The organism is Streptomyces sp. NPDC052101 (assembly GCF_040680235.1).
Classification (GTDB): Bacteria; Actinomycetota; Actinomycetes; order Streptomycetales; family Streptomycetaceae; genus Streptomyces.
This window is the reverse complement of the sequence record NZ_JBFAWH010000008.1, coordinates 190,913-214,191: the sequence shown is the minus strand read 5'-3', so window position 1 is coordinate 214,191 and position 23,279 is coordinate 190,913. Positions and strand designations below refer to the sequence as shown.

Below are 23,279 nucleotides of genomic sequence, written 5' to 3'. Positions count from 1 at the left end.
GGCCCTCCTCGTGATCACGACCGTTGTGTGACGGCGATGCACACGAGCACGGCGACGGCGGTCACCGGAGCGGCCGCCGTGAAGTGCTCACCCAGCAGCAGTGCCGACCACACCAGTGTGAGCAGCGGCTGAGCCAACTGCAACTGGCTGGCCCTCGGGATGCCGATGGCCGCCATGCCCCGGTACCAGGCGAGCAGTCCGAGGAAGGTCGAGCCCACCGCGACCCACACCACACCCGCCACACCACGGGCGGTGAGATGCACGGGCTCGTACGACAGCGCCAGCGCGGCGGCCGGCACGGTCAGCGGCAGACACAGTGCCAGGGCCCAGCCGATGACCTGCCAGCCCGGCATCACACGGGCCAGTCGGCCGCCCTCGGTGTACCCGGCCGCACACACCAGCAGGGCCGCGAAGAGATAGCCGTCGGCGGCCGTGAGCGCGCCGCCGCTCTGCCCGATGGTGAAGGCCAGCACGGCCGCCGCGCCCGCGACGGCCGCGAGCCAGAACCGGCGCGCGGGACGGGTGCCCGTGCGCAGCGCCGAGAACACGGCGGTGGTCAGCGGCAGCAGACCGACCACGACGGCGGCGTGGGCGGTGGTCGAGGTCCGCAGGGCGAGCGTGGTCAGCATCGGGAAGCCCAGCACCACGCCGGCCGCGACCACGGCCAGCCCCGGCAGATGCCGCCGCTCGGGCAGTCGTACCCCCGCCACAAGGAGGCAGCCGCCCGCGACGAGCGCGGCCAGCACGCTGCGCACGGCGACCAGTGACCAGGGGCCGAAGCTCTCCAGCCCCCAGGCGGTCGAGGGAAAGGTCAGGGAGAAGGCGGTGACACCGAGGGCCGCCTGGGCGGTGCCCAGGGCCCGGTGATCCCGGGGAGCGGGGACTGCTATCGAAGTCGGGGTAGTAGCGCTACTCTGTGTCCTCATGAATCAGCGTAGCAGTGTCAGTGACCTGGCAGAAGCGCTTCGTCGGGACCTCGACCGCTACTCTCCTGGTGGAAAGCTGCCGTCGAGCCGGGCGCTGGTCGAACGGTTCCATGTGAGCCCGGTGACCGTCTCGCGGGCCCTCGCCCAGCTGGCCGCCGAGGGACTCGTGGTCACCCGGCCCGGCGCCGGTGCCTTCCGGGCCCGGCCGCACACGGCGGAGCCCGCGGCCGGGGACACCTCCTGGCAGGAGGTCGCGCTGAGCGCCGACGGCGCCGCCGAGCTGGTGCCGCGCACGGTGGACGCCTCCGGGGTCACCGTCTCGCTGGCCGCGCCGCCGCCCGGCGTGCTGGAGTTCAACGGCGGCTATCCGCACCCCTCCCTGCAGCCCGAGCGCGCCATGGCGGCGGCCCTGGCCCGGGCCGGGCGGCGGCCGGGCGCCTGGGGCAGGCCGCCGCTGGAGGGACTGCTGGAACTGCGGGAGTGGTTCGCGCGCGGCATCGGCGGGGCCGTCACGGCGGCCGAGGTGCTGATCGCGGCCGGCGGCCAGGCGGCGCTCGCCACCGCCCTGCGGGCGCTCGCCCCGCCCGGCGCCCCGGTCCTCGTCGAGTCCCCGACCTACCCCGGCATGCTGGCCCTCGCCCGGGCCGCCGGACTGCGCCCGGTCCCGGTGCCCGTCGACCCCGACGGCGTACGACCCGACCTGCTCGCCGACGCCTTCAAGGCCACCGACGCCCGCGTGTTCGTCTGCCAGCCCCTCTTCCAGAACCCGACCGGCGCCGTGCTGGCGCCCGCCCGGCGCGCCGAGGTGCTGCGCATCGCCCGCGAGGCCGGCGCGTTCGTCATCGAGGACGACTTCGTCCGGCGCCTGGCGCACGCCGACGCGGGCCCGCTGCCCCCCACCCTGGCCGCCGACGACCCCGACGGCGTGGTCGTGCACGTCGGCTCGCTGACCAAGGCGACCTCGCCCAGCTTCCGGGTCAGCGCGCTGGCCGCGCGCGGTCCGGTGCTGGAACGCCTGCGCGCCATCCAGGTCGTGGACAGCTTCTTCGTGCCCCGGCCGCTACAGGAGGCCGCCCTGGAACTGGTCGGCTCCCCGGCCTGGCCCCGCCATCTGCGGGCCCTGTCGGCCGAGTTGAAGGTCCGCCGTGACGCCATGACGGCCGCGCTCGCGACGCACCTGCCCGAACTCGCCCTGCCGCACATCCCGTCCGGCGGCTACCACCTCTGGCTGCGCCTGCCCGACGGAGCCGAGGAGTCCGCCCTCACCGCGGCCGCCCTGCGCGCCGGAGTCGCCCTCACCCCCGGCCGCCCCTACTTCAGCGCCGAACCCCCCGCCGCCCACCTCCGCCTGAGCTTCGCCGCGGTCGCCGGCACCGGCGAGATCACGGAGGGGGTACGGCGGCTGCGGGCAGCCTGTGACGAGGCGTTCAGTGAAGGTGGTGGATCCGGCGTTCGCCTTTGACAGCGCCGCGGCAGGGCAGGCGGCGGTTGTCGCGGGAGGGCGGCGTGACCCCTAGGGGGCGACCTCGGCGGGCGCCAACGCGGCCTGCATCGCCACTCCGTCGACGTAGGAGTGCTTCTCCTTCACCGCCCCGTCCTCGATCAGGACGTAGTCCGCGAGGTCGACGTCGACCACGGCACCGGCCGCAGACGTCCCGGTCATCCTGAACCGGACAGCCCAGAAGTCCTCCCCGACGCGCAGCGAGACACGTTCGAACGCCAAGTCGGGGACGAGTCCGAACATGCCTGCCGCCGTCTCGCGGATGGCTGCCCGCCCGTGCGCGGGGGCCTGACCGCCCGAGTGCAGGTGGAACACCGAGTCGTCCGTGTGGAGTTCGGCGATCCGGTCGGGGTCGCGCGCCTCCCAGCAGGCGTGGTACTGCTCGAAGAGTTCGCGGGTGGTGATGCTCATTGTCCGGCCTCCGATTCATCGATGAACAGGGTGGTTCACTTCCCGCCGGCCTCGGCCAGCGTGTGCGCCACGAGCGCGTTGGCGTGGCCGTGGCCCAGGCCGTGTTCGGTCTTGAGCCAGCTCACCAGCTCCATGTGCTTGCTCGGCGGCGAGGAGCGGATGAGGTCCTTCCACTCGGCTACGGGGCGGCCGTACTTCTTCTCGATGGAGGGGAAATAGCTGGCAGGGCCCTTGGCGGGGGTGGTCATCCGGTATTCGTCCTTTCGTGTCGGGCCGGGGCCGTCACCGGCCGGCCGGAGCGTAGGCGTGCACCTGCGCACCCGAGCCGAACGTCGTGGTGCCGATCGGCCGGAGCGTCTTCTTCGGCGAAGCGTCCGTGAACAGGCGCTTGCCCGTGCTCTCGACGACCGGGTGCGTCCACAGCCGGAGTTCGTCGATCAGGTCGTGCTCCAGGAGCGTGTTGACGAGGTCGCCGCTGCCGTAGACGAGCAGGTCGCCGCCCTCCTGCTGCTTCAGCGCGGTCACCGCCGCCGGGATGTCCGCGGTCAGGAAGGTCGCGTTCCATTCGGGGGTGTCGAGAGTGGTGGTGGCGACGTACTTGGGCATGCTGTTCATCCGCTCCGCGAAGCCGTCCTCGTCCGTCATCGACGGCCAGGCCGCGGCGAAGCCCTGGTACGTGACGCGGCCCAGCAGCAGGGCGTCGGCGGCGAACAGCTGGGTGCGGGCGAACTTCGCCGCCTCGTCGTCGAAGAACGGGGCCGTCCAGGCCGGGTTCTCCACGACGCCGTCGAGCGTGATGTAGACGGATGCGATGACCTTGCGCATGTGAGCGCTCCCCCTTGACGGCGGGCACAGCGGTGCCCTTGTGTACGATGTCCACATTCGCAGGGTGCGAGGAATCGCCCCCGGTTCGATCTCTGGATCAGCCTAGACGAGACAAGTGGATGCTGTCCACATTGGAGTTGGGATGATGATGGCGGCGGCGGAGAGCGGCAAGCAGCCGAAGCGGGACACCTATCGCCACGGCGACCTGCGCAACGCGCTGATCAGGGCCGGGCTCGAACTCGCCCGCGCGGGCGGGCCGGAGGCCGTGGTGCTGCGCGCGGTGACGCGCGAGGCGGGCGTCGTCCCCAACGCCGCCTACCGCCACTTCGCCGATCGGGCCGCCCTGCTGCACGTCGTCTCACAGGCCGCGATGGCCCAGGTCGCCCGCACCATGGAGGCCGAGCAGGCCGCCCTGCCGCCGGCCGCGGACGCGACGGCCGCCGCCCGGGCCCGCTTCCGCGCCGTCGGCACCGGATACCTCCGCTTCGCCCAGGAGGAGCCGGGCCTGTTCCGGACCGCCTTCCATGTCCCCGGCGACATGACCCACGCCGCCGCCGACGACGCGGCCGGGAGCAGCGGCCAGACCCCGTTCGAACTCCTCGGCGCCGCGCTCGACGGTCTCGTGGAGACGGGCGTCCTGCCCGAAGACCGCCGTCCGGGCGCCGAGTTCCTCGCCTGGTCGGCCGTCCACGGGCTCGCCGTCCTGCTCATCGACGGGCCGCTCCGCGGGCTTCACCCGACCCAGGCCCACGACGCGGGTCAGCACGTCATCGACATGATCGAGCGCGGTATCTGACGCCTGCACCAGCTGCCGGCCCTTGGGGCCCACGCGGTGGGAAAAGACGTTCGACCGGGGTCGCGGCGTCCTGGCAGGATCGCGTCATGATCGAGACACCCGCCCTCCCCGACGGCTACGAGTTCTCCGCCGACACCGCCCGAGTCGATGTGGACCGCGTGCACGGCTGGCTGTCGTCCGACGCCTACTGGGCGATCGGCCGGTCCCGTGAGAAGCACGAGCGCGCGATGGCGTCCTCGATCAACTTCGGGGTGTACGACACCACCTCGGGCGAGCAGGTGGCCTACGCGCGCGTGGTCACCGACCAGGCGCTGTTCGCCTGGCTCGCCGATGTGTACGTGGACCCCTCGGTGCGCGGCAAGGGTGTCGGCACGGCCTTCGTCGGCCGCATCCGCGACCACCTGAAGCCGTACGGACTGCGCCGGGTTCTGCTCGCCACCCACGACGCGCACGGGGTCTACGAGAAGCTGGGCTTCCGGCCGCTGGACCGCCCCGACCGGTGGATGATCCACCTCTTCGAGTAAGCGGCCGCTCACCCGCCGTAGCTCACAGGAGGCACCCCTTGACCTGCACTCACTCGCGGCCCACCATCACCGCATGCCACTGAGGGTGACGTTCGTCGCCGCCGCGCGCAGTGCCCCGCTGCTCGCCGAGCGCTTCGAGGACGACCGGCCGCTGGACCGGGCCGGCTGGGACGAGGTGCAGCGTGTCGCCGGGGAGCTGGTGCCGCTGGCGGCCGCCGAGCTGCGCTACTGCTCACCGACCCCGCGCAGCCGGGCCACCGGCGACGCGCTGGGGTATGCCCCGCTGGTCCAGCTGGCCCTGCGGGACTGCGGCATGGGCCGCTGGAGCGGACTGACCCTGGGCGAGGCGATGGCCCGCGAGCCGGACGCGGTGGACGCCTGGCTCGCCGACCCGCGCGCCACCCCGCACGGCGGCGAGTCCCTGCTGGACTTCATCACCCGGGTCGGCGGCTGGCTGGACACCCGGCCGGCCGAGGACGGCGGCCGGATCGTCGCCGTCGCCGAGCCCTCCGTGATCCGCGCGGCCCTGGTCTACGCCCTGAAGGCGCCGCCCTCGACCTACTGGAACATCGATGTGCGCCCGCTGTCGATGTGCACGGTCACCGGCCGCGCGGGCCGCTGGAACCTCCGCTTCGACGGTGCCCCGGCTCAGCCCTCGCGCTCGTAGTCCGTGGTCAGCACCAGATCCTTCGCCGGGCCGCCGACCCGCCACACCGTCCGCCAGCGATCGGCGTCCCGGACGGTGAACTCGCCGCGGTAGAGGTCGGCCGCGCAGGGGTGGCCGGCGAGGTACCGCCCCGAGGTGAGGTCCAGCGCATGGAAGGGCCGCCCGTCCGCGAAGCGCACGTCCGCGGTGCCCGGAGCGGGCCCCGGCAGAAACCGCAGCGTCCGCGTCGCCGGCCGTGCCACGCCCTGCCAGGTGAACGTGCCGGACTCCTCGTGCAGCAGCCCGCCGCCCTCCAGCCCGCCGAAGACGGTCACTCCCGAGAAGTGCCCCTCCGTCCCGCTCGCCAGGTCCCGTACAGACCGCTCGACGCGCCAGCGCCCCGCCAGATGAGCCAGCACGTCGGACACAGGCCAGAACTCGCCCATCGCCACTCCTTCCCCGGCTCGCCCCGGCTCGCCCGCCCCGTTGACGCGCACCTGCCTCTTCCCTATCTTGCCGTTCGAAGTGCTGACCGATGACCGATATTTCGAACGTGACATTTCGAACAACTTTGCCCTCAGGGCACTCAGAGCCGCGGAGTATCCATGTCACGCACCGCCCGCCGGAGATTCGGCCTGGGAGCGAGCGCCATACTGCTCGCCACGGCCGCTCTTCCCGCCCCCGCCCACGCCGAGGACGTCCGGGACTACGCGATCACCGTCGACCCCTCGGCGCAGGGGCCCGCGATCGACCGGACCATGTACGGCGTCTTCTTCGAGGACATCAACCGCGCCGCCGACGGCGGCCTGTACGCCGAGCTGGTCCAGAACCGCTCCTTCGAGTACTCCACCGACGACAACAAGGCGTACACGCCGCTGACCGCCTGGACGGTCTCCGGCGCCGCGCAGGTCGTGAACGACTCCGGCCGCCTCGACGACCGCAACCGCGACTACCTGTCCCTGGGCGCCGGTTCCTCGGTCACCAACTCCGGTTACGGCACCGGAATCGCCGTCCAGGACGGCCGGAAGTACGACTTCTCGGTGTGGGCCCGCGCCGACGCCGGCACCACGCTCACCGTCAGCCTCCAGGACGCCGGAGGCACCCTGGCGAGCGCCCACCGGATCGCCGTGAAGAAGAGCGGCTGGGCCCGGTACGAGGCCGCCTTCACCGCCTCCCGCACCAGCACCACCGGCCGGCTCGGCGTCGCCTCCGACGCCGCGGCCGCCCTCGACATGGTGTCCCTCTTCCCCCGCGACACCTACAAGCACGAGCCCAACGGCCTGCGCAAGGACCTCGCCGAGAAGATCGCCGCCCTGCACCCGGGCTTCGTCCGCTTCCCCGGCGGCTGCCTGGTCAACACCGGCTCCATGCAGGACTACAGCGAGGCCTCCGGCTGGCAGCGCAAGCGCGCCTACCAGTGGAAGGACACCGTAGGCCCGGTCGAGCGGCGTGCGACCAACGCCAACTTCTGGGGCTACAACCAGAGTTACGGCCTCGGCTACTACGAGTACTTCCGCCTCGCCGAGGACATCGGCGCCATGCCCCTGCCCGTCGTACCCGCCCTGGTCACCGGCTGCGGCCAGAACAAGGCCGTCGACGACCCCGCGCTGCTCAAGCGGCACATCCAGGACACCCTGGACCTCATCGAGTTCGCCAACGGCCCGGCGACCTCGAAGTGGGGCAAGGTGCGGGCCGGGATGGGCCACCCCAAGCCCTTCCATCTCACCCACATCGAGGTCGGCAACGAGGAGAACCTGCCCGACGAGTTCTTCGCCCGCTTCACCCGGTTCCGCGCGGCCATCCAGGCGAAGTACCCGTACATGCGGGTCATCTCCAACGCCGGCCCGGACGCGAGCGGCACGACCTTCGACACGGCCTGGAAGCTCAACCGGGACGCCAAGGTCGACCTGGTCGACGAGCACTACTACAAGAGCCCGACCTGGTTCCTGCAGAACAACGACCGCTACGACTCCTACGACCGCTCCGGCCCCAAGGTCTTCGTCGGCGAGTACGCCTCCCAGGGCAACGCCTTCAAGAACGGCCTCGCCGAGGCGGCCTACATGACCGGTCTGGAGCGCAACGCCGACGTCGTCAGACTCGCCTCCTACGCCCCGCTGTTCGCCGACGAGGACGCCGTGCAGTGGCGTCCGGACCTCGTGTGGTTCAACAACCACGCTTCCTGGGGCTCGGCCAACTACCAGGTCCAGAAACTGTTCATGAACAACGTGGGTGACCGGGTGGTGCCGAGCACGGCCACCACGACACCCGAGGTCAGCGGCCCCATCACCGGCGCCGTCGGCCTGTCCACCTGGAACACCAGCGCCGCCTACGACGACGTGTCGGTCACCGCCGCCGACGGCTCGACCCTGCTCAGCGACGACTTCTCTGGTGACGCCTCGAAGTGGACCCACACCGGCACCGGCAGCTGGGGCGTCCAGGACGGGCAGTACGTCCAGACCGACACCACCGCCCAGAACACCATGGTCTCCGCCGGCGACCCGTCCTGGCACGACTACGACCTGCATGTGAAGGCCACCAAGAAAGCGGGCCAGGAGGGCTTCCTCGTCGCCTTCGGCGTCAAGGACACCGGCGACTACTACTGGTGGAACATCGGCGGCTGGAACAACACCCAGAGCGCGGTCGAACAGGCCGTGGACGGCGGCAAGTCCACGCTGCTCTCCAAGCCGGGCTCGGTCGACACCGGCCGCGCCTACGACATCGACATCAAGGTGCGCGGCCGCCAGGTCACCCTCTTCCTCGACGGACAGCAGTGGGGCAGCTTCACCGACGACAAGCCGGCCGAGCCCTTCCGCCAGGTCGTCACGCGGGACACGAAGACCGGTGAGCTGATCGTCAAGGTCGTCAACGACCAGTCGTCGGCGGCCCGTACGACGCTCGACCTCGGTGGCGCCAAGGTCGCCTCCAGGGCGAGGGCGACCACGCTCGCCGCGGCTCCGGACGCGGTGAACACGGAGACGTCCACAGTGGTCACACCGCAGACGTCCACCGTCACGGGAGTGTCCGACCGGTTCACGTACACCTTCCCGGCGAACTCCGTCACCTTCCTGAGGATCAAGCAGAGGTGATCGAAGGCGCGCCGGGAGTTCGAGCGCACTCCAGGCCGACCGTGACGCGGCCGGGTCCGTCATGTCGACCGGACGGTGCGGCACGATCACGGTCATGCCGGGAGCGACGCATGTTCTTGCCTTTGCGCTCGGCATGGCCGGATCCTTGGGCTCCCCGGCCGGCCGCATAAGTAATTGCATAAAACTGCGGTGCTGCGTATAGTCATGCCATCTAGAGGAGGATGCACATGGCGGTACGTGCGGCGGTGGCCGGAGCGAGCGGATACGCGGGCGGAGAGGTCCTGCGCCTGCTCCTCGCGCACCCCGAGGTCGAGATCGGTGCCCTGACCGGAAACTCCAACGCCGGTCAGCGGCTCGGCGCGCTGCAGCCGCATCTGCTGCCGCTGGCCGACCGCGTGCTCGACGAGACCACGGCCGAGGCGCTCGCCGGGCACGACGTGGTCTTCCTCGCGCTGCCGCACGGGCAGTCCGCCGCCGTCGCCGAGCAGCTCGGCCCGGACGTCCTCGTGGTCGACATGGGCGCCGACTTCCGGCTGCGGGACCCGGCCGACTGGGAGCGGTTCTACGGCTCCGAGCACGCCGGCACCTGGCCCTACGGCCTCCCGGAACTTCCGGGTGCCCGCGCCGCACTGGAGGGGTCCAAGCGCATCGCGGTACCCGGTTGCTACCCCACCGCCGTCACCCTCGCCCTGTACCCGGCCTATGCCGCCGGGATCGCCGGGCCCGAGGCGGTGATCGTCGCCGCGTCCGGCACCTCCGGCGCGGGCAAGGCGCCCAAGCCGCATCTGCTCGGCAGCGAGGTCATGGGCTCCATGTCGCCGTACGGCGTGGGCGGCGGCCACCGGCACACCCCCGAGATGATCCAGAACCTCAGCGGGGTGGCGGGGGAGCGGGTCGCGGTCTCCTTCACGCCGACCCTCGCGCCGATGCCGCGCGGGATCCTCGCCACGTGCAGCGCCAAGGCCGCCCCGGGGGTGACGGCGGAGTCCGTCCGCGCCGCCTACGAGAAGGCCTACGCCGACGAGCCCTTCGTCCATCTGCTCCCCGAGGGCCAGTGGCCCGCCACGGCGTCCGTCCACGGTTCGAACGCCGTTCAGGTGCAGGTCGCGTACGACGCGGCTGTGGGCCGCATCATCGCGATCAGCGCCATCGACAACCTGACCAAGGGCACCGCCGGCGGTGCTGTCCAGAGCATGAACATCGCCCTGGGACTCGACGAGACCACCGGGCTTTCCACGATCGGAGTCGCACCGTGAGTGTCACGGCAGCCAAGGGATTCACGGCGGCGGGCATCGCCGCCGGGATCAAGGAGAACGGCAACCCCGACCTGGCCCTCGTGGTCAACAACGGGCCCCGCCGTGCCGCCGCGGGCGTCTTCACCTCCAACCGTGTGAAGGCCGCGCCGGTGCTGTGGTCCGAGCAGGTCCTCAAGGGCGGCGAGCTGTCCGCCGTCGTCCTGAACTCCGGTGGCGCCAACGCCTGTACGGGCCCCAAGGGCTTCCAGGACACCCACGCCACCGCCGAGAAGGTGGCCGAGTCCCTCAACACCGCGGGCCATGACGGGACGGGCGGCCATGCCCCGGGCCATGTCGCCGTCTGCTCCACCGGCCTGATCGGCGTGCTGCTGCCGATGGACAAGCTGCTGCCCGGCGTGGACAAGGCGGTGGCCCAGCTCAGCCCGCACGGCGGCGAGAAGGCCGCCATCGCCATCAAGACCACCGACACCGTGCACAAGACGTCCGTCGTGACGAAGGACGGCTGGACCGTCGGCGGCATGGCCAAGGGCGCGGGCATGCTCGCCCCGGGCCTCGCCACCATGCTGGTCGTCCTCACCACCGACGCCGACCTCGACAGCGCCACCCTGGACAAGGCCCTGCGCGCCGCCACCAAGGTCACCTTCGACCGGGTCGACTCCGACGGCTGCATGTCCACCAACGACACCGTGCTGCTGCTCGCCTCCGGCGCCTCGGGCCTCACCCCGGAGTACGCCGCGTTCGCCGAGGCCGTGACCCGGGTCTGCGACGACCTCGGCCGGCAGCTCATCGGCGATGCCGAGGGCGCCAGCAAGGACATCAAGGTCGAGGTGGTCAACGCGGCGAGCGAGGAGGACGCCGTGGAGGTGGGTCGCTCCATCGCCCGCAACAACCTCCTCAAGTGCGCGATCCACGGCGAGGACCCCAACTGGGGCCGGGTGCTCTCCGCGATCGGCACCACACGGGCCGCCTTCGAGCCGGACCAGCTGAACGTCGCCATCAACGGCGTCTGGGTGTGCAAGAACGGCGGTGTCGGCGAGGACCGCGAGCTGGTCGACATGCGCTACCGCGAGGTGCACATCGTCGCCGACCTGGCCGCCGGCACCGAGACCGCGACGATCTGGACCAACGACCTGACCGCCGACTACGTCCACGAGAACAGCGCCTATTCGTCATGAGCACTACGCGTAAGCACACCGCGCTGCCCAAGGCCCAGATCCTCATAGAGGCGCTGCCCTGGCTGACCCGGCACCACGGCAAGACGGTCGTCATCAAGTTCGGCGGCAACGCCATGATCGACGAGGGTCTGAAGGCCGCGTTCGCCCAGGACGTCGTGTTCCTCCACCACGCCGGCCTCAAGCCCGTCGTCGTGCACGGCGGCGGCCCGCAGATCAGCGCCGCCCTCGACAAGCACGGCATCGTCAGCGAGTTCAAGGCCGGCCTCAGGGTCACCACCGAGGACGCCATGGACGTCGTACGGATGGTGCTGGCCGGACAGGTGCAGCGCGAGCTGGTGAACCTGCTCAACCAGCACGGGCCGCTGGCCGTCGGGCTGACGGGCGAGGACGCGCACACCATCACCGCGACCAAGCACCGGCCCGAGATCGACGGCGAGCTGGTCGACATCGGGCGGGTCGGCGAGATCACCGGGATCGACACGGGCGCGATCGAGGCACTGCTGGCCGACGGCCGTATCCCGGTCGTGTCGTCGATCGCCCGCTCCGAGGACGACGGACATGTCTACAACGTCAATGCTGATACGGCGGCTGCGGCACTCGCTGCGGCACTGGGCGCCGAGACCCTCATGGTCCTCACCGACGTCGAGGGCCTCTACGAGGACTGGCCGAACTCCGACGAGGTGATCAGCCGCCTCACCGCTTCCCAGCTGGAGAAGCTGCTGCCGGACCTCAGCTCCGGCATGGTGCCGAAGATGGAGGGCTGCCTGCACGCCGTACGCGGCGGCGTGACGACCGCCCGCGTCATCGACGGCCGGGTCCAGCACTCGATCCTGCTGGAGATCTTCACCGACGAAGGCATCGGCACGATGGTCGTGCCCGACGAACAGGGGGAGTCATGAGCAACCAGGAGCTGACCCAGCGATGGCAGGGCGCGCTCATGAACAACTACGGCACCCCGCGGCTGCCCCTCGTGCGCGGCGAGGGCGTGAAGGTGTGGGACGCCGAGGGCCGCGAGTACCACGACTTCGTCGGCGGTATCGCCACCAACGCCCTCGGGCACGCCCACCCGGCGATCGTCGAGGCCGTCAGCAAGCAGATCGGGCAGCTCGGCCACATCTCCAACTTCTTCATGGCCGAGCCCACCGTCGCCCTCGCCGAACGGCTGCTCCACCTCTTCGGCCGGGAGGGCAGGGTCTTCTTCTGCAACTCCGGCGCCGAGGCCAACGAGGCCGCCTTCAAGATCGGCCGGCTCACCGGGCGCACCCATATGGTCGCCACCGACGGCGGCTTCCACGGCCGTACGATGGGCGCCCTCGCGCTCACCGGCCAGCCCGCCAAGCAGGACCCGTTCCGGCCGCTGCCCGGCGACGTCACCCACGTGCCCTACGGCGACGCACAGGCGCTGGCGGCGGCGGTCACCGAGGAGACCGCCCTGGTGATCATCGAGCCGGTGCAGGGCGAGAACGGGGTGGTGGTGCCCCCGGCCGGCTATCTCAAGGCGGCCCGCGCGATCACCGCCGCCACCGGCGCCCTGCTGGTCCTGGACGAGGTGCAGACCGGCATCGGCCGCACCGGGACCTGGTTCGAGTACCAGGCCCACGAGGGGGTGCTCCCCGATGTCGTCACGCTCGCCAAGCAGCTCGGCGGCGGACTGCCGCTCGGCGCCACCGTCGCCTTCGGCCGGGCCGCCGAACTGCTCCACCCCGGCCACCACGGCACCACCTTCGGCGGCAACCCGGTCGCCTGCGCCGCCGGACTCGCCGTCCTCGACACCATCGAGGGCGAGGGACTGCTGGAGAACGTCAAGCGGCAGAGCGAGAAGCTCCGCAAGGGAATCGAGGGCCTCGAGCACCCGTTGATCGATTATGTGCGGGGTGCCGGCCTGCTCCTGGGTATCGTGCTCACCGGGCCGCGCGCACCGCAGGTGCAGCAGGCGGCCCAGGAGGCCGGGTTCCTGGTGAACGCGCCCGCCCCGGACGTCGTACGGCTGATGCCGCCGCTGAACCTCCGCGACGACGAGGTGGGTGCCTTCCTCCAGGCGCTGCCCGGCATCCTCGACGCAGCGGGCCCAGTGGATGGGGACGGACGATCCGGAGAATGAGACGACGATGAGCGAGCAGCAGGACCACGAGCAGGCGGCGGGTGCCGGACCCGCCGTGCCGCAGACCCGTACCGCGCGGCACCGCCGGATCGTGGACATCCTCAACCGGCAGGCAGTGCGGTCACAGAGCCAGCTGGCGAAGCTGCTCGCCGACGACGGGCTGAGCGTCACCCAGGCGACGCTCTCCCGGGACCTCGACGAACTGAACGCGGTGAAGATCCGCAACACCGACGGCGAGCTGATCTACGCGGTGCCGAGCGAGGGCGGCTTCCGCACCCCCCGCGCCCCGCTCGGGGAGTCCGCCAAGGAGGAGCGCATGCGGCGCCTCTCCCAGGAGCTGCTGATCTCCGCCGAGGCCTCCGCCAACCTCGTGGTCCTGCGCACCCCGCCGGGGGCGGCCCAGTTCCTGGCCTCGGCCATCGACCAGGCCGAACTGCACGACATCCTGGGCACCATCGCCGGTGACGACACCCTGATGCTGATCAGCCGGAACCCGACCGGCGGCCAGGCACTGGCGGACCACCTGCTGAGGCTGGCGCAGAACGGGCACTGAGCCCGCATGCGGTGCCCCACCCGCCGGCGGAGAATAGGAATGTGATCTTCCGCGGCGGGCGGGCAGGCGGGCGGGCAATCCCCTGGCGGCCGTCGACCGTATACAGGGGTGTGTCGGGTTTCCGGTTCCCCGTGGGCCGCCTCCCGGACGAGGCTCTGCTGTCCGGGCTGGCCACCGGCGATCCGGAACTCGCCGCCGTCTTCGTGCGCAGGTTCCAGCACCGGGTCTTCGGGGTCGCCATGGCCGTCACCGGAGACGAGCAACTCGCCGAGGACGTCGCCCAGTTGACGTTCGAGCGGGCATGGCGCCATGCCCAGATCTACGACTCGCGCCGCGGCTCGGTCACCACCTGGCTGACCACCATCGCGCACAATCTCGCCGTCGACGCCGTCCGCGCACGGCGGACCGAGCCGATGGCACCCGAGGACCTCGACGCCGTCATCGGCGTCGTCACCGAGACCCCCGAGCAGTGGGCCCTGGCCGACGAGGCCTCCTCCCAGCTGCGGGCCGCCGTGGCCCGGCTGCCCCGGGAACAGGCCCGGGCCCTGGTCATGGCGGGTATCTACGGGATGACGGCCCAGCAGATCGCCGACGCGGAGCGGATTCCGCTGGGCACCGCCAAGACCCGGATCAGGGCCGCCATGGCGAAACTGCGCACCACACTCGCGTCTCCGAAGCGAGGCGACCATGTCCGGTGAAGCGAACTGCGACAAGCTGCGGGAGATCGGCGCCGAGCTGGCGCTGGGCGTGCTGCCCGGCCGGGAGCGCGCCGAGGCGGTCGCCCATCTGGACCGGTGCGCGGACTGCCGGGAGTACGTCCGTCAGCTCACCCTGGTCGGCGACCGGCTGATCGGCCTGCTGCCGGACCGCGAGCCACCGCTCGGGTTCGAGACCCGCGTGGCCCGCAGTCTGGCCCAGCAGGCGGAGGCGGCGGAGGCTCCCGCTGGCGCGGCCGGCCGCGCCTCCCAGCGCCTGCGCGGACGTGCCCGGCGGGCCCGGCTGCGGCTCGCGGCCGTCGCCACCGCGCTCACCGTCGCCGTCGGGTTCGCCGGCTGGGGGATCGGCACCGCCGTCGAGGAGATCCTCGCCGCGTCCGCGCCCGCCGCGGGGTCCGAGCCCATGCTGATCGGGGACATGACCTCGACCGCGAACGGCGGCGCTACCGTCGGCGAGGTCTACGCCCACCCCGGAACCCCCGGCTGGATCTTCGTGTCCGTCGATCTCTCGGGCTCCCATGCCTCGTACACCGGCAAGGTCACCTGCCTCCTGGAGCACGCCGACGGCACGACCGTGCGCGTCGGCGACTTCCCCCTGACCGGCGGACACGGCGAGTGGGGCGTTGCCGCCCCCGGCGACCTCTCCACCCTCTCCGGTGCCCGGCTGACCACACCCGACGGCACCGTCCTCGCCACCGCCCATCTGCAGAAGGGCCACGTCGTCGAGCCGAGAGAGTGATCCGCGACCGGACCGGCCCTGCGGGCGCCGCGGCAGGGCTTCTCAGGGGTGCGGTGGCAGGGTCGCCTGCAGGGCCGCGGCCAGTGCGGTGACCGTGGGGCGTGAAGCCGGGTCGGGGTGCAGGCAGGTGTCGACGGCGGCGGCGAGTGCGGGTGGCAGCCGCCTGCGGGATGCGATGGGCGGGGCCGTCTCCTCGGTCTGCGGACAGTGGTCGCCGGTGCCGCTGCTGCCGTCGCCTGTCCGGTCCGTGGTCTCCCCGCATTCGAACGGGAGGTCACCGCATGCGACCTCGTACAGCGTGATGCCGATGCCCCACACGTCGGCGGCGGCCGTGAGCGGACCGCCACGGGCCTGTTCCGGAGCGAGGTAGCAGCATGTGCCCACCCCGGCGGGCGCCGGTCCGGGCGGCCGCGCCAAGCTCAGATCCAGCACCTTGGCATGACCGCGCTCCACCACCACGTTGGACGGCTTCAGGTCCAGGTGCAGCAGACCGCGGCCGTGCAGATAGTGCGCCGCGGAACACAACTGCACGCCGAGCAGCGCCACATCGGCGGCGGCCGGCCGGCGCCGCAGCCGCTGCACGAGGTGGGACAGCGTCTCCCCGGTCAGCGTCTCCAGGACGACGAGCGGCTCGGGCGACTCCACGGTCTCGTACCCGCGGACCAGGTGCGGATGGCTGAACTCCCGCAGCCACCGGCCCTCCCGCAGCAGCCGCGCGCCGAGCCCCGTGTCGCCCCGCAGATCCGATCGCACCACCTTGATCACACACCGGCAGGCCCGCTCCTCGCTCCACGCGTCGTACACGTCGAGCCAGCCGGTGCGGGCCAGATGCCCGAGGATCGCGTACCCGGGCGCCGGCCGCGTGCCCGGCGCGAGGGGCTCGGGACCGCTGCTCCCCGGCACGGGACCGGTCATGACAGCACCGTGCCCGCGCTCAGCCGGTGCAGCCGGGCGTACGCCCCCTGACCGCGCACCAGGTCGTCGTGGGCGCCGTGTTCCACGACCCGGCCGTGGTCGAGCACCACGATCCGGGTGGCGTCGCGGACGGTCAGCAGATGGTGGGAGATGACGACGGTCGTCCGCCCGGCCATGAGCCGGCGCAGCGGATCCATGATCCGCCGGCCCGAGCGCACATCGAGCCCGGTGGTCGGCTCGTCCAGCAGGAGCACGGGCGCGTCCCTGATCATCGCGCGGGCGATCGCCAGGCGCTGGCACTGCCCGCCGGACAGGGTGCGGCCGCGCTGGCCGACCAGGGTGTCGTAGCCCTCCGGGAGCCGCTCGATGAACTCATCGGCGTCCGCGGCCCGCGCCGCCGCGACGATGTCCGCCTCGCTCGCCCCCGGCCGGCCGTAGGCGATGTTCTCCCGCACGGTGCCGCGGAAGACGAGTGTCTCCTGCAGCACCACCGCGACGCTCTCCCGTACGTCGGCCAGCCGTAGCCGCCGCAGATCGGTGCCGTCGAGCCGGACCGCTCCCCGGCCGGGGTCGTAGAAGCGCAGCTGGAGCTTGGCGACCGTGGACTTGCCGGCCCCGCTGGCACCGACCAGCGCCAGCGTCTCGCCCGGGTCGACGTGGAAGGACACGTCCGACAGCGCCCAGGAGGAGGCGCCCGGATAGCGGAACCAGACGCCGTCGAACTCCACCTCGCCCCGTATGCGGCCGCTGCGCCGGGCGCCCGGGACCTCGACGACCTGCGGGCGCTGGTCCAGCAACTCGATGATGCGCTCGGCCGAGGCGGCGGCCGCGTAGAAGGTGGTGCCCAGCCCGGACAGGCCGTGGACCGGGCCGTAGAGCTTGCCGATCAGCGCCAGGAAGACCAGCAGCCCGCCCAGCGTGAGCTGCCCCTGGGCCAGCTTCCAGGTGCCGAGGCCCAGGACCGCGAGCCCGCCGGTCACCTCGATGATCTCGACGACGGGCCGGTAGACGGCCCGGATCCGCACCGAGGTCATCGCCGCCCGGAACCTGCCTACGTTCTCCCGCTCGAACCGGGCCTCCTCCCACCCCTGCCGGTTGTACGCCTGCACCAGGGCGACGTTCCCGAGCGCCTCCTCGGCGATCGCGGTGAGCGAGCCGCTGCGCCGCCTGCGCTCCCGCGAAGCCTCCTTGGTCAGTCGCGCGAAGTGCCGTGCGGCGGCCCAGAACGGTGGCACGATGACGAGGGCGAGCAGGGTCAGGTCCCAGCGCAGGAAGAGCAACAGGCCGAGGAAGACGCCCAGTTGGACGACGTAGTAGAGGACATCCGCCACGCCCGAGAGCAGAAACGTCTCGACCGCGTCGACGTCCCCGGTGATCCGGGACAGCACGTCCCCGAGCCGCCTGCGTTCGAAGAAGCCGAGTGACAGCCCCTGGACGTGCCGGAAGACGTCGGAGCGCAGCGAGAGCAGGAAGCGCTCGCCGACCCAGGTGGACGTCACCTCGTCGGCGAAGCCCAGCACCCCGGAGCAGACGATGAGGCCCAGATAGGTCGGTGCGATCCACAGCAGCGGCCGCAGGTCGCGGGGGACGAGCACACCATCCACGACGATCTTGAGGAGCCAGATCTCCGTGGCGTCGACCGCCGGTCCGGTCAGGCTGAGGAGGAGAACAGGGATGAGCCAGCGGCGGCCGCCGCGCGTGTACGGCCAGAACCGCCGGAACACCTCACGTGGCGAGACGGCGGGCGCGGCCGCGACGACACCGTCGGAGGCGTCGCCCACCGACAGCAGACGCCGCAGGACGAAGACCATGGGACGCGTTCCTCGGGGAGCGGCGGGGCGGACCGGGTCCTGCGGTCACCGGTCCGCTCGGCCTGGTGTGCGATCTCAGTGGTCGTCGTGGTCGTGGCGGTCGCCGTGGTCGTGGCGGTGGCTGTGGCCGTGACGGTGGTCGTGGCGGTGACTGTGGTGGTCGTGCCGGTGGCCGTGGTCGTGACGCGAGGTGTCCCTCTCATGGTCACGGCGCATGGCGGGCAGGAGACTGCTGAAGATGGCCATGGGGTTCCTCCCTGGACTCGCTGTACACGGGATACGTCCCGGGGCGGGAAACGGATGGCTGTCCTGCGAAAAAAGTCGCCCGAGAAGGACGGGCGCACAGGTCGCCGTCAGCCCAGCCTCGCCGCCAACCCCCCGGTGCACCGCACCTCGTCGCCCGCCGTGATCAGCAGGCCCTCCACGTCCGGCAGTGACTCCAGCCACGCCAGCCCGGCCCGCGACCCCATCGCGAACGCCGCCGTGGCCCAGCAGTCCACCCACGTCAGCCGTGGCCCCACCACCGTCACGGCGACCAGATCCGTCACCGCCGACTTCCCCGTCCGCGGATCCACGATGTGCGCACCCCGCTCGGCCGTGCCCGAGGTCGCCACCGACAGTTCGGCCACCCCAGCCGCCGAGATCACCGCCGCCAGCCCGCCCGGCCGCAGCGGATCGGCCACCCCCACCCGCCACGGCCGCTGCGGCTCCGGCGAGCCGAGCAACTGGACGTCCCCGCCCCCGTTGACGCTCACCCCACGCACCCCGGCCACCTCCGCCAGCCGCCGCGCCGCCCGCTCGGCGGCCCAGCCCTTGACGATGCCGGTGGGATCCAGCGAGCCCCGATAGCGGCTGCTGAACCAGCCCTCGCTGACCCGTTCCGCCTCCGCCGCGAGATCCAGCACCTCGGCCACCTCGGGCGAACACCCGGACACGGTCAGCTCGCCCCGCGCCAGCCGCGCGACCTCGCTGTCCTCGCGGTAGGTGCTGAACACCGCGTCCGCCTCGTGCAGTGCGGCGACCGCCTCGGCCAGGGCCTCTCGTACCGCACGGGGTTCCCCGCCGCGGACGTCGAAGGAGAAGACGGTCCCCATGACCTCCTCCGCATGACGTACCGCGGCGGGAGCTTTCGCCGACTCCGTCACCGCGTCAGCCACCGGCCTGGTCCAGCGCCGACTGGAGGGACTGCTTGTAGCCGGTGCTGGTGTAGGTGGCACCGGAGACGGCGTCGATGCCCGCGCTGCCGGCCGCGACCGCCTCCTGGTTGAGCTTGGGGACGGCCAGTGCCGTCTTCTGGTCGCTGAGTCCGCCCTTGGGCGCCTGGACCGCCTCCGACTTGGTGATCCTGCCGCCGGCGACCGTGATCCGCACCTGGACCGGACCGTACTGGGTCTGCGCGACCTTCCCGGTCACCGTACGGGCCTGCGCCGCACCCGGCGACGAGGAGCCGCGGGAGGACCCGCCGGAGGAGCCGGCCGACGCCTTGACCTTGTCCAGGGCCGACTGCAGCGACTTCTTGTAGCCGGTGCTCGTGTACGTCGCCCCGGACACCGCGTCGATCCGCGCGCTCTGCGCGGCCACGGCCTCCTGGTTGAGCTTGGGGACGGCCAGCGCCGTCTTCTGGTCGCTGAGTCCGCCCTTGGGCGCCTGGACCGCCTCCGACTTGGTGATCCTGCCGCCCGCCACGGTCAGCCGTACCTGCACGGTCCCGTACTGCGTCTGCGTCGCGTCACCGGTCACCGTGCCGCCCGCCGCACCGGCCGCCTGCGCGCCGCCCTGCGGTGACTGCTGCGCCGCCGTCGCCTGCGGCGCGGCGCCCGCCGCCGACGCCGCGGCCGGATCGGACGCCGGCTTCAGCGACAGCAGCAGCACGACACCGGACACGGTCGCGGCCGTGGCCAGCACGACCCGTCGAATGGGATGGCTCTTCCGCATCTCTTCGTTGCTCCCGCTCACATCTCGAACGACTCGTGATGGATACGGCGGGCGGGCACTCCCGCGCCGCGCAGTGCCTCGTACACCGACTGGGCGAACCCGGCCGGGCCGCACATGAAGACGTCGTGCCGGTCGATGTCCGGGATCTTCCGCTGGAGGTTCTCGGCGGAGATGTCCGGCCGCTCGCCCTCCGGGCTGTTCACCGCGTACATCAGCCGGGCGCCCCGCTCGTCGGCGATCTTCGCCAGCTCGTCCCACAGCGCCAGGTCCTGGGTGCTGTTGGCCCGGTACAGCAGCGTGATGTCACCGGCCGCGCCGGGCAGCGTCTCGAACAGCGCCCGCATCGGCGTGATGCCTACCCCGCCCGCGACCAGCAGCACCTTGCCCCGGCTGCGGCGCTGCGCGGTCATCGCCCCGTACGGGCCCTCCGCCCACACCCGGGTGCCGGGCGTCAGCTCCCGCAGCCGGGCGCTGTGGTCGCCGATCGCCTTCACCGTGATCCGCAGCATGTCCGGGCGGGGCGCCGCCGACAGCGAGTACGGATGCGAGCTGAACCGCATCCCGGGCGCGAGGAACCGCCAGCGGAAGAACTGGCCCGCCTCCGCGCCCATCCGGTGCAGCCGCCGCCCGCCGATCAGCACCGACACGATGCCCGGCGTCTCCTCGATCACCGCCTCCACCCGCATCCGGTGCTTGAGGTTCAGCCGGATCGGGGTGAGGATCCGGTACCAGATCACCAGCGCGGTGACCACGCCGTACAGGCCGTACCAGAAGGTCTTGGCGGCCGGCTCGACCGCGAAGTCGTTGCCGGTGGTGATCTGGTGCCAGAACGTCAGGAACACCGCCGCGTACGTCATCAGATGCACGTGGTACCAGGTGTCGTACGGCATCCGGCGGCGGATCCCGCCGATCGACGTCAGCCCGATCAGCACGAACAGACCCGTGCCGATCGCCGCCTTGCCCACATCGGGCAGCTGGTCGACGGAGTCGATGGTCTGCTGCACGATGTCGCCGAGCGACTTGCCCGCCTGCAGCGCGTACCCCCACATGGTGAGGAAGACATGCGCCACGATCAGGCAGAGCGTGTACCGGCCGCTCATCGCGTGCCAGCGGGCCACCCGGTCCGAGCCGACCCGCCGCTCCAGCGCCGGCACCCGCGCCATCTGCAGCACGACCAGCGCCATCAGATAGCCGGCCAGCAGGCCCGTGATCCGGCCCGCGTTGAGGATCCTGCCGGTGTTGTCGGCGATGGATGGTGTGTTGTGCCACCAGAGCCACAGCACGGCCGCCGCGCCCGCCCAGACGGCGAGCAGCAGCGGTACGGCCGGGCTGCGGCGCGGGCGGATGCGGCGCATCGTCTGTCGGCGGGCGGCACGTCCGCCTGCGAGCGTGGTGGTCACGGTTCCTCCGTCGGGACTCGGCCCTTGGCCCAGAGATACGTGCCGCATGCGCTGAGTGTTCAGAGCCCCGCCGAGTCCAGCGCGGACTGGAGGGACTGCCGGTAGCCGGTGCTGGTGTACGTGGCGCCCGACACCATGTCTATCCGCGCGCTCTGCGCCGCCAGCGCCTCGCGCCGCAGCTGGGGCAGCGCATAGCTGTTGATCTCCTGGTCGCGCGGGTTGTCCTGCGGATACCGCACGGCCGTGACGTCCGTGAGCTTGCCGCTCCTGACCGTCACCCGCACCTGGACCGGGCCCCAGCGGGTCTGCACGGTGTCCCCGGTGACGGTCCTGCTGACGGTCTTCGTACCCGCCGTGGAGCCGCTGGACGGAGCCGAACTGCTCGACGCGGAAGGTGACTTGGTGTCGGCGGTGGCCAGTGCGGGAGTCGTGTGCGGCTTCAGCGACAGCAGCAGCACCATCCCGGAGACGGTGGCGGCGCTCGCCAGCACGATCCGGCGCAGCGGGCGGTTCTTCTTCAACGCGTGCACTTCAGGGGCCTCACAGCTCGAACGACTCGTGGTGGATCCGGCGGTCCGGCACCCCGGCCGACCGCAGCGCCTCGTACACGTCCCGCGCGAAGCCGTGCGGCCCGCAGATGTAGACGTCGTGGCCGGGCAGCCCGGGGAAGGTCGCGCGCAGCGCCCGCGCCGAGATGTCCGGGCGCTCCCCGCCCGGTCCGTTCAGCGCGTACAGCACCTGCGCGCCGCGCCACCGGGCGATCGCCTCCAGCTCCTGGCCGAGCGCCAGGTCCTCGGAACGCCGCGCTCGGTACAGGAGGGTCACCTCCCCGGGCAGCGTCTCGAACAGCGCCCGCAGCGGGGTGACGCCGACACCGGCCGCGATGAGCAGGGTGCGGTGCGCGGTGGCCCGGTCGGCGGTCAGCGCGCCGTACGGGCCCTCCGCCCACACCCGGGTACCGGGCCTGAGCAGCGCCACGGCCGCGCTGTGGTCGCCGAGCGCCTTGACCGTGATCCGCAGGGCGTCCGGGCGTGCCGGCGCCGACAGGGAGTACGGCGTGGACGTCCAGCCCATGCCCTCGCCGAGGAACCGCCAGCGGAAGAACTGCCCCGGACGCGCCCCGAGTTCGTCCAGGTACCGCCCGCGCACGACGACCGAGTACACCCCCGGCGCCTCCCGGTGCACCGACTCCACGCGCAGCCGGTGGCGCCGGTTGAGCCGGACCGGGGCGAGGATCCGGAACCACAGCACCAGGGCCGCGACGCCCAGGTACAGCGCATACCAGAGGGCGGTCGCGACCGGCTTGCCGTTGAACTCGTTCCCGAGCGTCAGCTGGTGGAAGAAGGCCAGGAAGACGGCCGCGTACGTCAGCAGGTGGACGTAGTACCAGAACTCGTGGCTCGTGCGGCGGCGCACGGCCCGGGCCGAGGTGATGCCGACCGCGAAGAGGATCAGTGTGCCGGCGGTGGCCTTGAGCATGTCCGGGTAGTCCAGCACGACGGTCACCGCCTCGTGCCGGAGCGAGGCCTGGTCCTGGGCGGCGTACCCGGCGAGGATCAGCACGATGTGCGCGATGAGCAGGCACACCGTGTACCGGCCGGCCATCGCGTGCCAGCGCGCCACCCGGTCCGAACCGATCCGCCGCTCCAGCAGCGGCACCCGCGCCATCAGGCCGACGAGCACCGCGCAGGCGTACCCGCACAGCAGCCCGGCGATCCGCCCGGCGCCGGTCAGCCGGCCGGCCGTACCGACCACGGACCCGGTGTCCGCCCACCACAGCGCGAGCACGGCCGCCGCCCCGGCCCACAGCACGGCCAGCACCGGCCCCGCAGGGGAGCGCCGTGCGGTCACGGGCACGGGCGGGGCCGCCCGCCGTGCGTCCACGGTCGTCATCAGTCGCCGTCCCTTCGTCCGTCGTGCCAGGCCACTGTGCGGGCCGAAGTTCTCAGCCACCTCTGAACGA

The 23,279-nt window shown here is 72.0% G+C and carries 25 protein-coding genes; 12 read left to right on the top strand and 13 right to left on the bottom strand.

Features of this window, described 5'->3' with window-relative positions; translation table 11 throughout:
• Window positions 1-14: 14 nt before the first annotated feature.
• Window positions 15-926, bottom strand: a complete 912-nt coding sequence (locus tag AB0L75_RS17285) for a DMT family transporter (RefSeq protein WP_365181590.1) — start codon at window positions 924-926, stop codon at window positions 15-17.
• Between AB0L75_RS17285 and AB0L75_RS17280 the strand changes: the two genes are divergently transcribed.
• Window positions 925-2,388, top strand: coding sequence for a PLP-dependent aminotransferase family protein (locus AB0L75_RS17280; protein ID WP_365181588.1), 1,464 nt, complete (start codon window positions 925-927; stop codon window positions 2,386-2,388). The genes AB0L75_RS17285 and AB0L75_RS17280 overlap by 2 nt on opposite strands.
• 51 nt (window positions 2,389-2,439) lie before the next feature.
• On the opposite strand, the gene AB0L75_RS17275 is transcribed toward AB0L75_RS17280, so the two are convergent.
• Genes AB0L75_RS17275 through AB0L75_RS17265 form a run of 3 tightly spaced genes read right to left on the bottom strand, consistent with a single transcriptional unit; the run spans window position 2,440 to window position 3,663 of the window.
• Complete coding sequence (locus AB0L75_RS17275) at window positions 2,440-2,838, bottom strand: nuclear transport factor 2 family protein (RefSeq protein ID WP_365181587.1); 399 nt, start codon at window positions 2,836-2,838, stop codon at window positions 2,440-2,442.
• 35 nt (window positions 2,839-2,873) lie between these two features.
• Window positions 2,874-3,086 carry a DUF4287 domain-containing protein gene (locus AB0L75_RS17270; protein WP_365181585.1) on the bottom strand — a complete coding sequence of 71 codons (213 nt, stop codon included), beginning with the start codon at window positions 3,084-3,086 and terminating at the stop codon, window positions 2,874-2,876.
• Between the two features lie 34 nt (window positions 3,087-3,120).
• On the bottom strand, window positions 3,121-3,663 hold the full coding sequence (locus AB0L75_RS17265) for a dihydrofolate reductase family protein (RefSeq protein WP_365181583.1): 543 nt from the start codon (window positions 3,661-3,663) through the stop codon (window positions 3,121-3,123).
• 142 nt (window positions 3,664-3,805) lie between these two features.
• Here AB0L75_RS17265 and AB0L75_RS17260 point away from each other — a divergent pair, with 142 nt between their 5' ends.
• From AB0L75_RS17260 to AB0L75_RS17250, 3 genes are all read left to right on the top strand, one after another.
• Window positions 3,806-4,459, top strand: a complete 654-nt coding sequence (locus AB0L75_RS17260; protein ID WP_365181581.1) for a TetR/AcrR family transcriptional regulator — start codon at window positions 3,806-3,808, stop codon at window positions 4,457-4,459.
• Between the two features lie 86 nt (window positions 4,460-4,545).
• Window positions 4,546-4,983 carry a GNAT family N-acetyltransferase gene (locus AB0L75_RS17255; RefSeq protein ID WP_365181579.1) on the top strand — a complete coding sequence of 146 codons (438 nt, stop codon included), beginning with the start codon at window positions 4,546-4,548 and terminating at the stop codon, window positions 4,981-4,983.
• A gap of 73 nt (window positions 4,984-5,056) precedes the next feature.
• The gene (locus tag AB0L75_RS17250) at window positions 5,057-5,650 is read left to right on the top strand and encodes a histidine phosphatase family protein (protein ID WP_365181577.1); all 594 of its coding nucleotides are present in this window, start codon (window positions 5,057-5,059) and stop codon (window positions 5,648-5,650) included.
• On the opposite strand, the gene AB0L75_RS17245 is transcribed toward AB0L75_RS17250, so the two are convergent.
• On the bottom strand, window positions 5,632-6,075 hold the full coding sequence (locus tag AB0L75_RS17245) for a DUF6314 family protein (RefSeq protein ID WP_365181575.1): 444 nt from the start codon (window positions 6,073-6,075) through the stop codon (window positions 5,632-5,634). The genes AB0L75_RS17250 and AB0L75_RS17245 overlap by 19 nt on opposite strands.
• A 159-nt stretch (window positions 6,076-6,234) precedes the next feature.
• On the opposite strand from AB0L75_RS17245, the gene AB0L75_RS17240 reads away from it, so the two are divergent.
• The 8 genes from AB0L75_RS17240 (at window position 6,235) to AB0L75_RS17205 (ending at window position 15,255) form a co-directional block, all read left to right on the top strand.
• Window positions 6,235-8,715, top strand: a complete 2,481-nt coding sequence (locus AB0L75_RS17240) for an alpha-L-arabinofuranosidase C-terminal domain-containing protein (protein ID WP_365181573.1) — start codon at window positions 6,235-6,237, stop codon at window positions 8,713-8,715.
• 227 nt (window positions 8,716-8,942) lie between these two features.
• A complete protein-coding gene (gene argC, locus AB0L75_RS17235; RefSeq protein ID WP_365181572.1) occupies window positions 8,943-9,971 on the top strand; it encodes an N-acetyl-gamma-glutamyl-phosphate reductase in 1,029 nt (342 codons plus the stop codon).
• Window positions 9,968-11,146 (top strand): bifunctional glutamate N-acetyltransferase/amino-acid acetyltransferase ArgJ, encoded by a 1,179-nt coding sequence (argJ, locus tag AB0L75_RS17230; RefSeq protein WP_365181570.1) that lies wholly within the window; start codon window positions 9,968-9,970, stop codon window positions 11,144-11,146. The genes argC and argJ overlap by 4 nt, the downstream gene beginning before the upstream one ends.
• On the top strand, window positions 11,143-12,045 hold the full coding sequence (argB, locus tag AB0L75_RS17225; protein ID WP_365181568.1) for an acetylglutamate kinase: 903 nt from the start codon (window positions 11,143-11,145) through the stop codon (window positions 12,043-12,045). The genes argJ and argB overlap by 4 nt, the downstream gene beginning before the upstream one ends.
• The gene (locus tag AB0L75_RS17220; RefSeq protein ID WP_365181566.1) at window positions 12,042-13,247 is read left to right on the top strand and encodes an acetylornithine transaminase; all 1,206 of its coding nucleotides are present in this window, start codon (window positions 12,042-12,044) and stop codon (window positions 13,245-13,247) included. Before argB ends, AB0L75_RS17220 begins: the two co-directional genes overlap by 4 nt.
• 7 nt (window positions 13,248-13,254) lie before the next feature.
• The gene (locus AB0L75_RS17215; protein ID WP_365181565.1) at window positions 13,255-13,800 is read left to right on the top strand and encodes an arginine repressor; all 546 of its coding nucleotides are present in this window, start codon (window positions 13,255-13,257) and stop codon (window positions 13,798-13,800) included.
• A 110-nt stretch (window positions 13,801-13,910) separates the two neighbouring features.
• A complete protein-coding gene (locus AB0L75_RS17210; protein ID WP_365181563.1) occupies window positions 13,911-14,498 on the top strand; it encodes a sigma-70 family RNA polymerase sigma factor in 588 nt (195 codons plus the stop codon).
• Window positions 14,488-15,255 carry a zf-HC2 domain-containing protein gene (locus AB0L75_RS17205; RefSeq protein ID WP_365181561.1) on the top strand — a complete coding sequence of 256 codons (768 nt, stop codon included), beginning with the start codon at window positions 14,488-14,490 and terminating at the stop codon, window positions 15,253-15,255. The genes AB0L75_RS17210 and AB0L75_RS17205 overlap by 11 nt, the downstream gene beginning before the upstream one ends.
• 42 nt (window positions 15,256-15,297) lie before the next feature.
• On the opposite strand, the gene AB0L75_RS17200 is transcribed toward AB0L75_RS17205, so the two are convergent.
• The 8 genes from AB0L75_RS17200 to AB0L75_RS17165 all read right to left on the bottom strand — a co-directional run bounded on the left by AB0L75_RS17200 (window position 15,298) and on the right by AB0L75_RS17165 (window position 23,209).
• The gene (locus AB0L75_RS17200; protein ID WP_365181559.1) at window positions 15,298-16,170 is read right to left on the bottom strand and encodes a serine/threonine-protein kinase; all 873 of its coding nucleotides are present in this window, start codon (window positions 16,168-16,170) and stop codon (window positions 15,298-15,300) included.
• Window positions 16,167-17,981 (bottom strand): ABC transporter ATP-binding protein, encoded by a 1,815-nt coding sequence (locus AB0L75_RS17195; RefSeq protein WP_365181557.1) that lies wholly within the window; start codon window positions 17,979-17,981, stop codon window positions 16,167-16,169. Before AB0L75_RS17195 ends, AB0L75_RS17200 begins: the two co-directional genes overlap by 4 nt.
• 75 nt (window positions 17,982-18,056) lie before the next feature.
• Window positions 18,057-18,227: a hypothetical protein gene (locus tag AB0L75_RS17190; protein ID WP_365181555.1), complete on the bottom strand. Its 171-nt coding sequence runs from the start codon at window positions 18,225-18,227 to the stop codon at window positions 18,057-18,059.
• A 107-nt stretch (window positions 18,228-18,334) separates the two neighbouring features.
• Window positions 18,335-19,075 carry an FAD:protein FMN transferase gene (locus AB0L75_RS17185; protein ID WP_365181553.1) on the bottom strand — a complete coding sequence of 247 codons (741 nt, stop codon included), beginning with the start codon at window positions 19,073-19,075 and terminating at the stop codon, window positions 18,335-18,337.
• A 55-nt stretch (window positions 19,076-19,130) separates the two neighbouring features.
• A complete protein-coding gene (locus AB0L75_RS17180; RefSeq protein WP_365181551.1) occupies window positions 19,131-19,916 on the bottom strand; it encodes an FMN-binding protein in 786 nt (261 codons plus the stop codon).
• A 17-nt stretch (window positions 19,917-19,933) separates the two neighbouring features.
• Complete coding sequence (locus AB0L75_RS17175) at window positions 19,934-21,316, bottom strand: ferredoxin reductase family protein (RefSeq protein ID WP_365181549.1); 1,383 nt, start codon at window positions 21,314-21,316, stop codon at window positions 19,934-19,936.
• 59 nt (window positions 21,317-21,375) lie between these two features.
• A complete protein-coding gene (locus AB0L75_RS17170) occupies window positions 21,376-21,846 on the bottom strand; it encodes an FMN-binding protein (protein ID WP_365181547.1) in 471 nt (156 codons plus the stop codon).
• Window positions 21,847-21,856: 10 nt separating this feature from the next.
• Complete coding sequence (locus AB0L75_RS17165) at window positions 21,857-23,209, bottom strand: ferric reductase-like transmembrane domain-containing protein (RefSeq protein ID WP_365181545.1); 1,353 nt, start codon at window positions 23,207-23,209, stop codon at window positions 21,857-21,859.
• Window positions 23,210-23,279: the final 70 nt, after the last annotated feature.

Coding starts and splice junctions, on each gene's coding strand:
- AB0L75_RS17240 (WP_365181573.1), top strand. CDS start 6,235: ATGTCACGCACCGCCCGCCGGAGATTCGGCCTGGGAGCGAGCGCCATA.
- AB0L75_RS17250 (WP_365181577.1), top strand. CDS start 5,057: ATGCCACTGAGGGTGACGTTCGTCGCCGCCGCGCGCAGTGCCCCGCTG.
- AB0L75_RS17270 (WP_365181585.1), bottom strand. CDS start 3,086: ATGACCACCCCCGCCAAGGGCCCTGCCAGCTATTTCCCCTCCATCGAG.
- AB0L75_RS17185 (WP_365181553.1), bottom strand. CDS start 19,075: ATGGGGACCGTCTTCTCCTTCGACGTCCGCGGCGGGGAACCCCGTGCG.
- AB0L75_RS17285 (WP_365181590.1), bottom strand. CDS start 926: ATGAGGACACAGAGTAGCGCTACTACCCCGACTTCGATAGCAGTCCCC.
- AB0L75_RS17165 (WP_365181545.1), bottom strand. CDS start 23,209: ATGACGACCGTGGACGCACGGCGGGCGGCCCCGCCCGTGCCCGTGACC.
- AB0L75_RS17195 (WP_365181557.1), bottom strand. CDS start 17,981: ATGGTCTTCGTCCTGCGGCGTCTGCTGTCGGTGGGCGACGCCTCCGAC.
- AB0L75_RS17280 (WP_365181588.1), top strand. CDS start 925: ATGAATCAGCGTAGCAGTGTCAGTGACCTGGCAGAAGCGCTTCGTCGG.
- AB0L75_RS17255 (WP_365181579.1), top strand. CDS start 4,546: ATGATCGAGACACCCGCCCTCCCCGACGGCTACGAGTTCTCCGCCGAC.
- AB0L75_RS17180 (WP_365181551.1), bottom strand. CDS start 19,916: ATGCGGAAGAGCCATCCCATTCGACGGGTCGTGCTGGCCACGGCCGCG.
- AB0L75_RS17265 (WP_365181583.1), bottom strand. CDS start 3,663: ATGCGCAAGGTCATCGCATCCGTCTACATCACGCTCGACGGCGTCGTG.
- argB (WP_365181568.1), top strand. CDS start 11,143: ATGAGCACTACGCGTAAGCACACCGCGCTGCCCAAGGCCCAGATCCTC.
- AB0L75_RS17275 (WP_365181587.1), bottom strand. CDS start 2,838: ATGAGCATCACCACCCGCGAACTCTTCGAGCAGTACCACGCCTGCTGG.
- AB0L75_RS17260 (WP_365181581.1), top strand. CDS start 3,806: ATGATGATGGCGGCGGCGGAGAGCGGCAAGCAGCCGAAGCGGGACACC.
- AB0L75_RS17190 (WP_365181555.1), bottom strand. CDS start 18,227: ATGGCCATCTTCAGCAGTCTCCTGCCCGCCATGCGCCGTGACCATGAG.
- AB0L75_RS17215 (WP_365181565.1), top strand. CDS start 13,255: ATGAGCGAGCAGCAGGACCACGAGCAGGCGGCGGGTGCCGGACCCGCC.
- AB0L75_RS17205 (WP_365181561.1), top strand. CDS start 14,488: ATGTCCGGTGAAGCGAACTGCGACAAGCTGCGGGAGATCGGCGCCGAG.
- argC (WP_365181572.1), top strand. CDS start 8,943: ATGGCGGTACGTGCGGCGGTGGCCGGAGCGAGCGGATACGCGGGCGGA.
- AB0L75_RS17220 (WP_365181566.1), top strand. CDS start 12,042: ATGAGCAACCAGGAGCTGACCCAGCGATGGCAGGGCGCGCTCATGAAC.
- AB0L75_RS17200 (WP_365181559.1), bottom strand. CDS start 16,170: ATGACCGGTCCCGTGCCGGGGAGCAGCGGTCCCGAGCCCCTCGCGCCG.
- AB0L75_RS17245 (WP_365181575.1), bottom strand. CDS start 6,075: ATGGGCGAGTTCTGGCCTGTGTCCGACGTGCTGGCTCATCTGGCGGGG.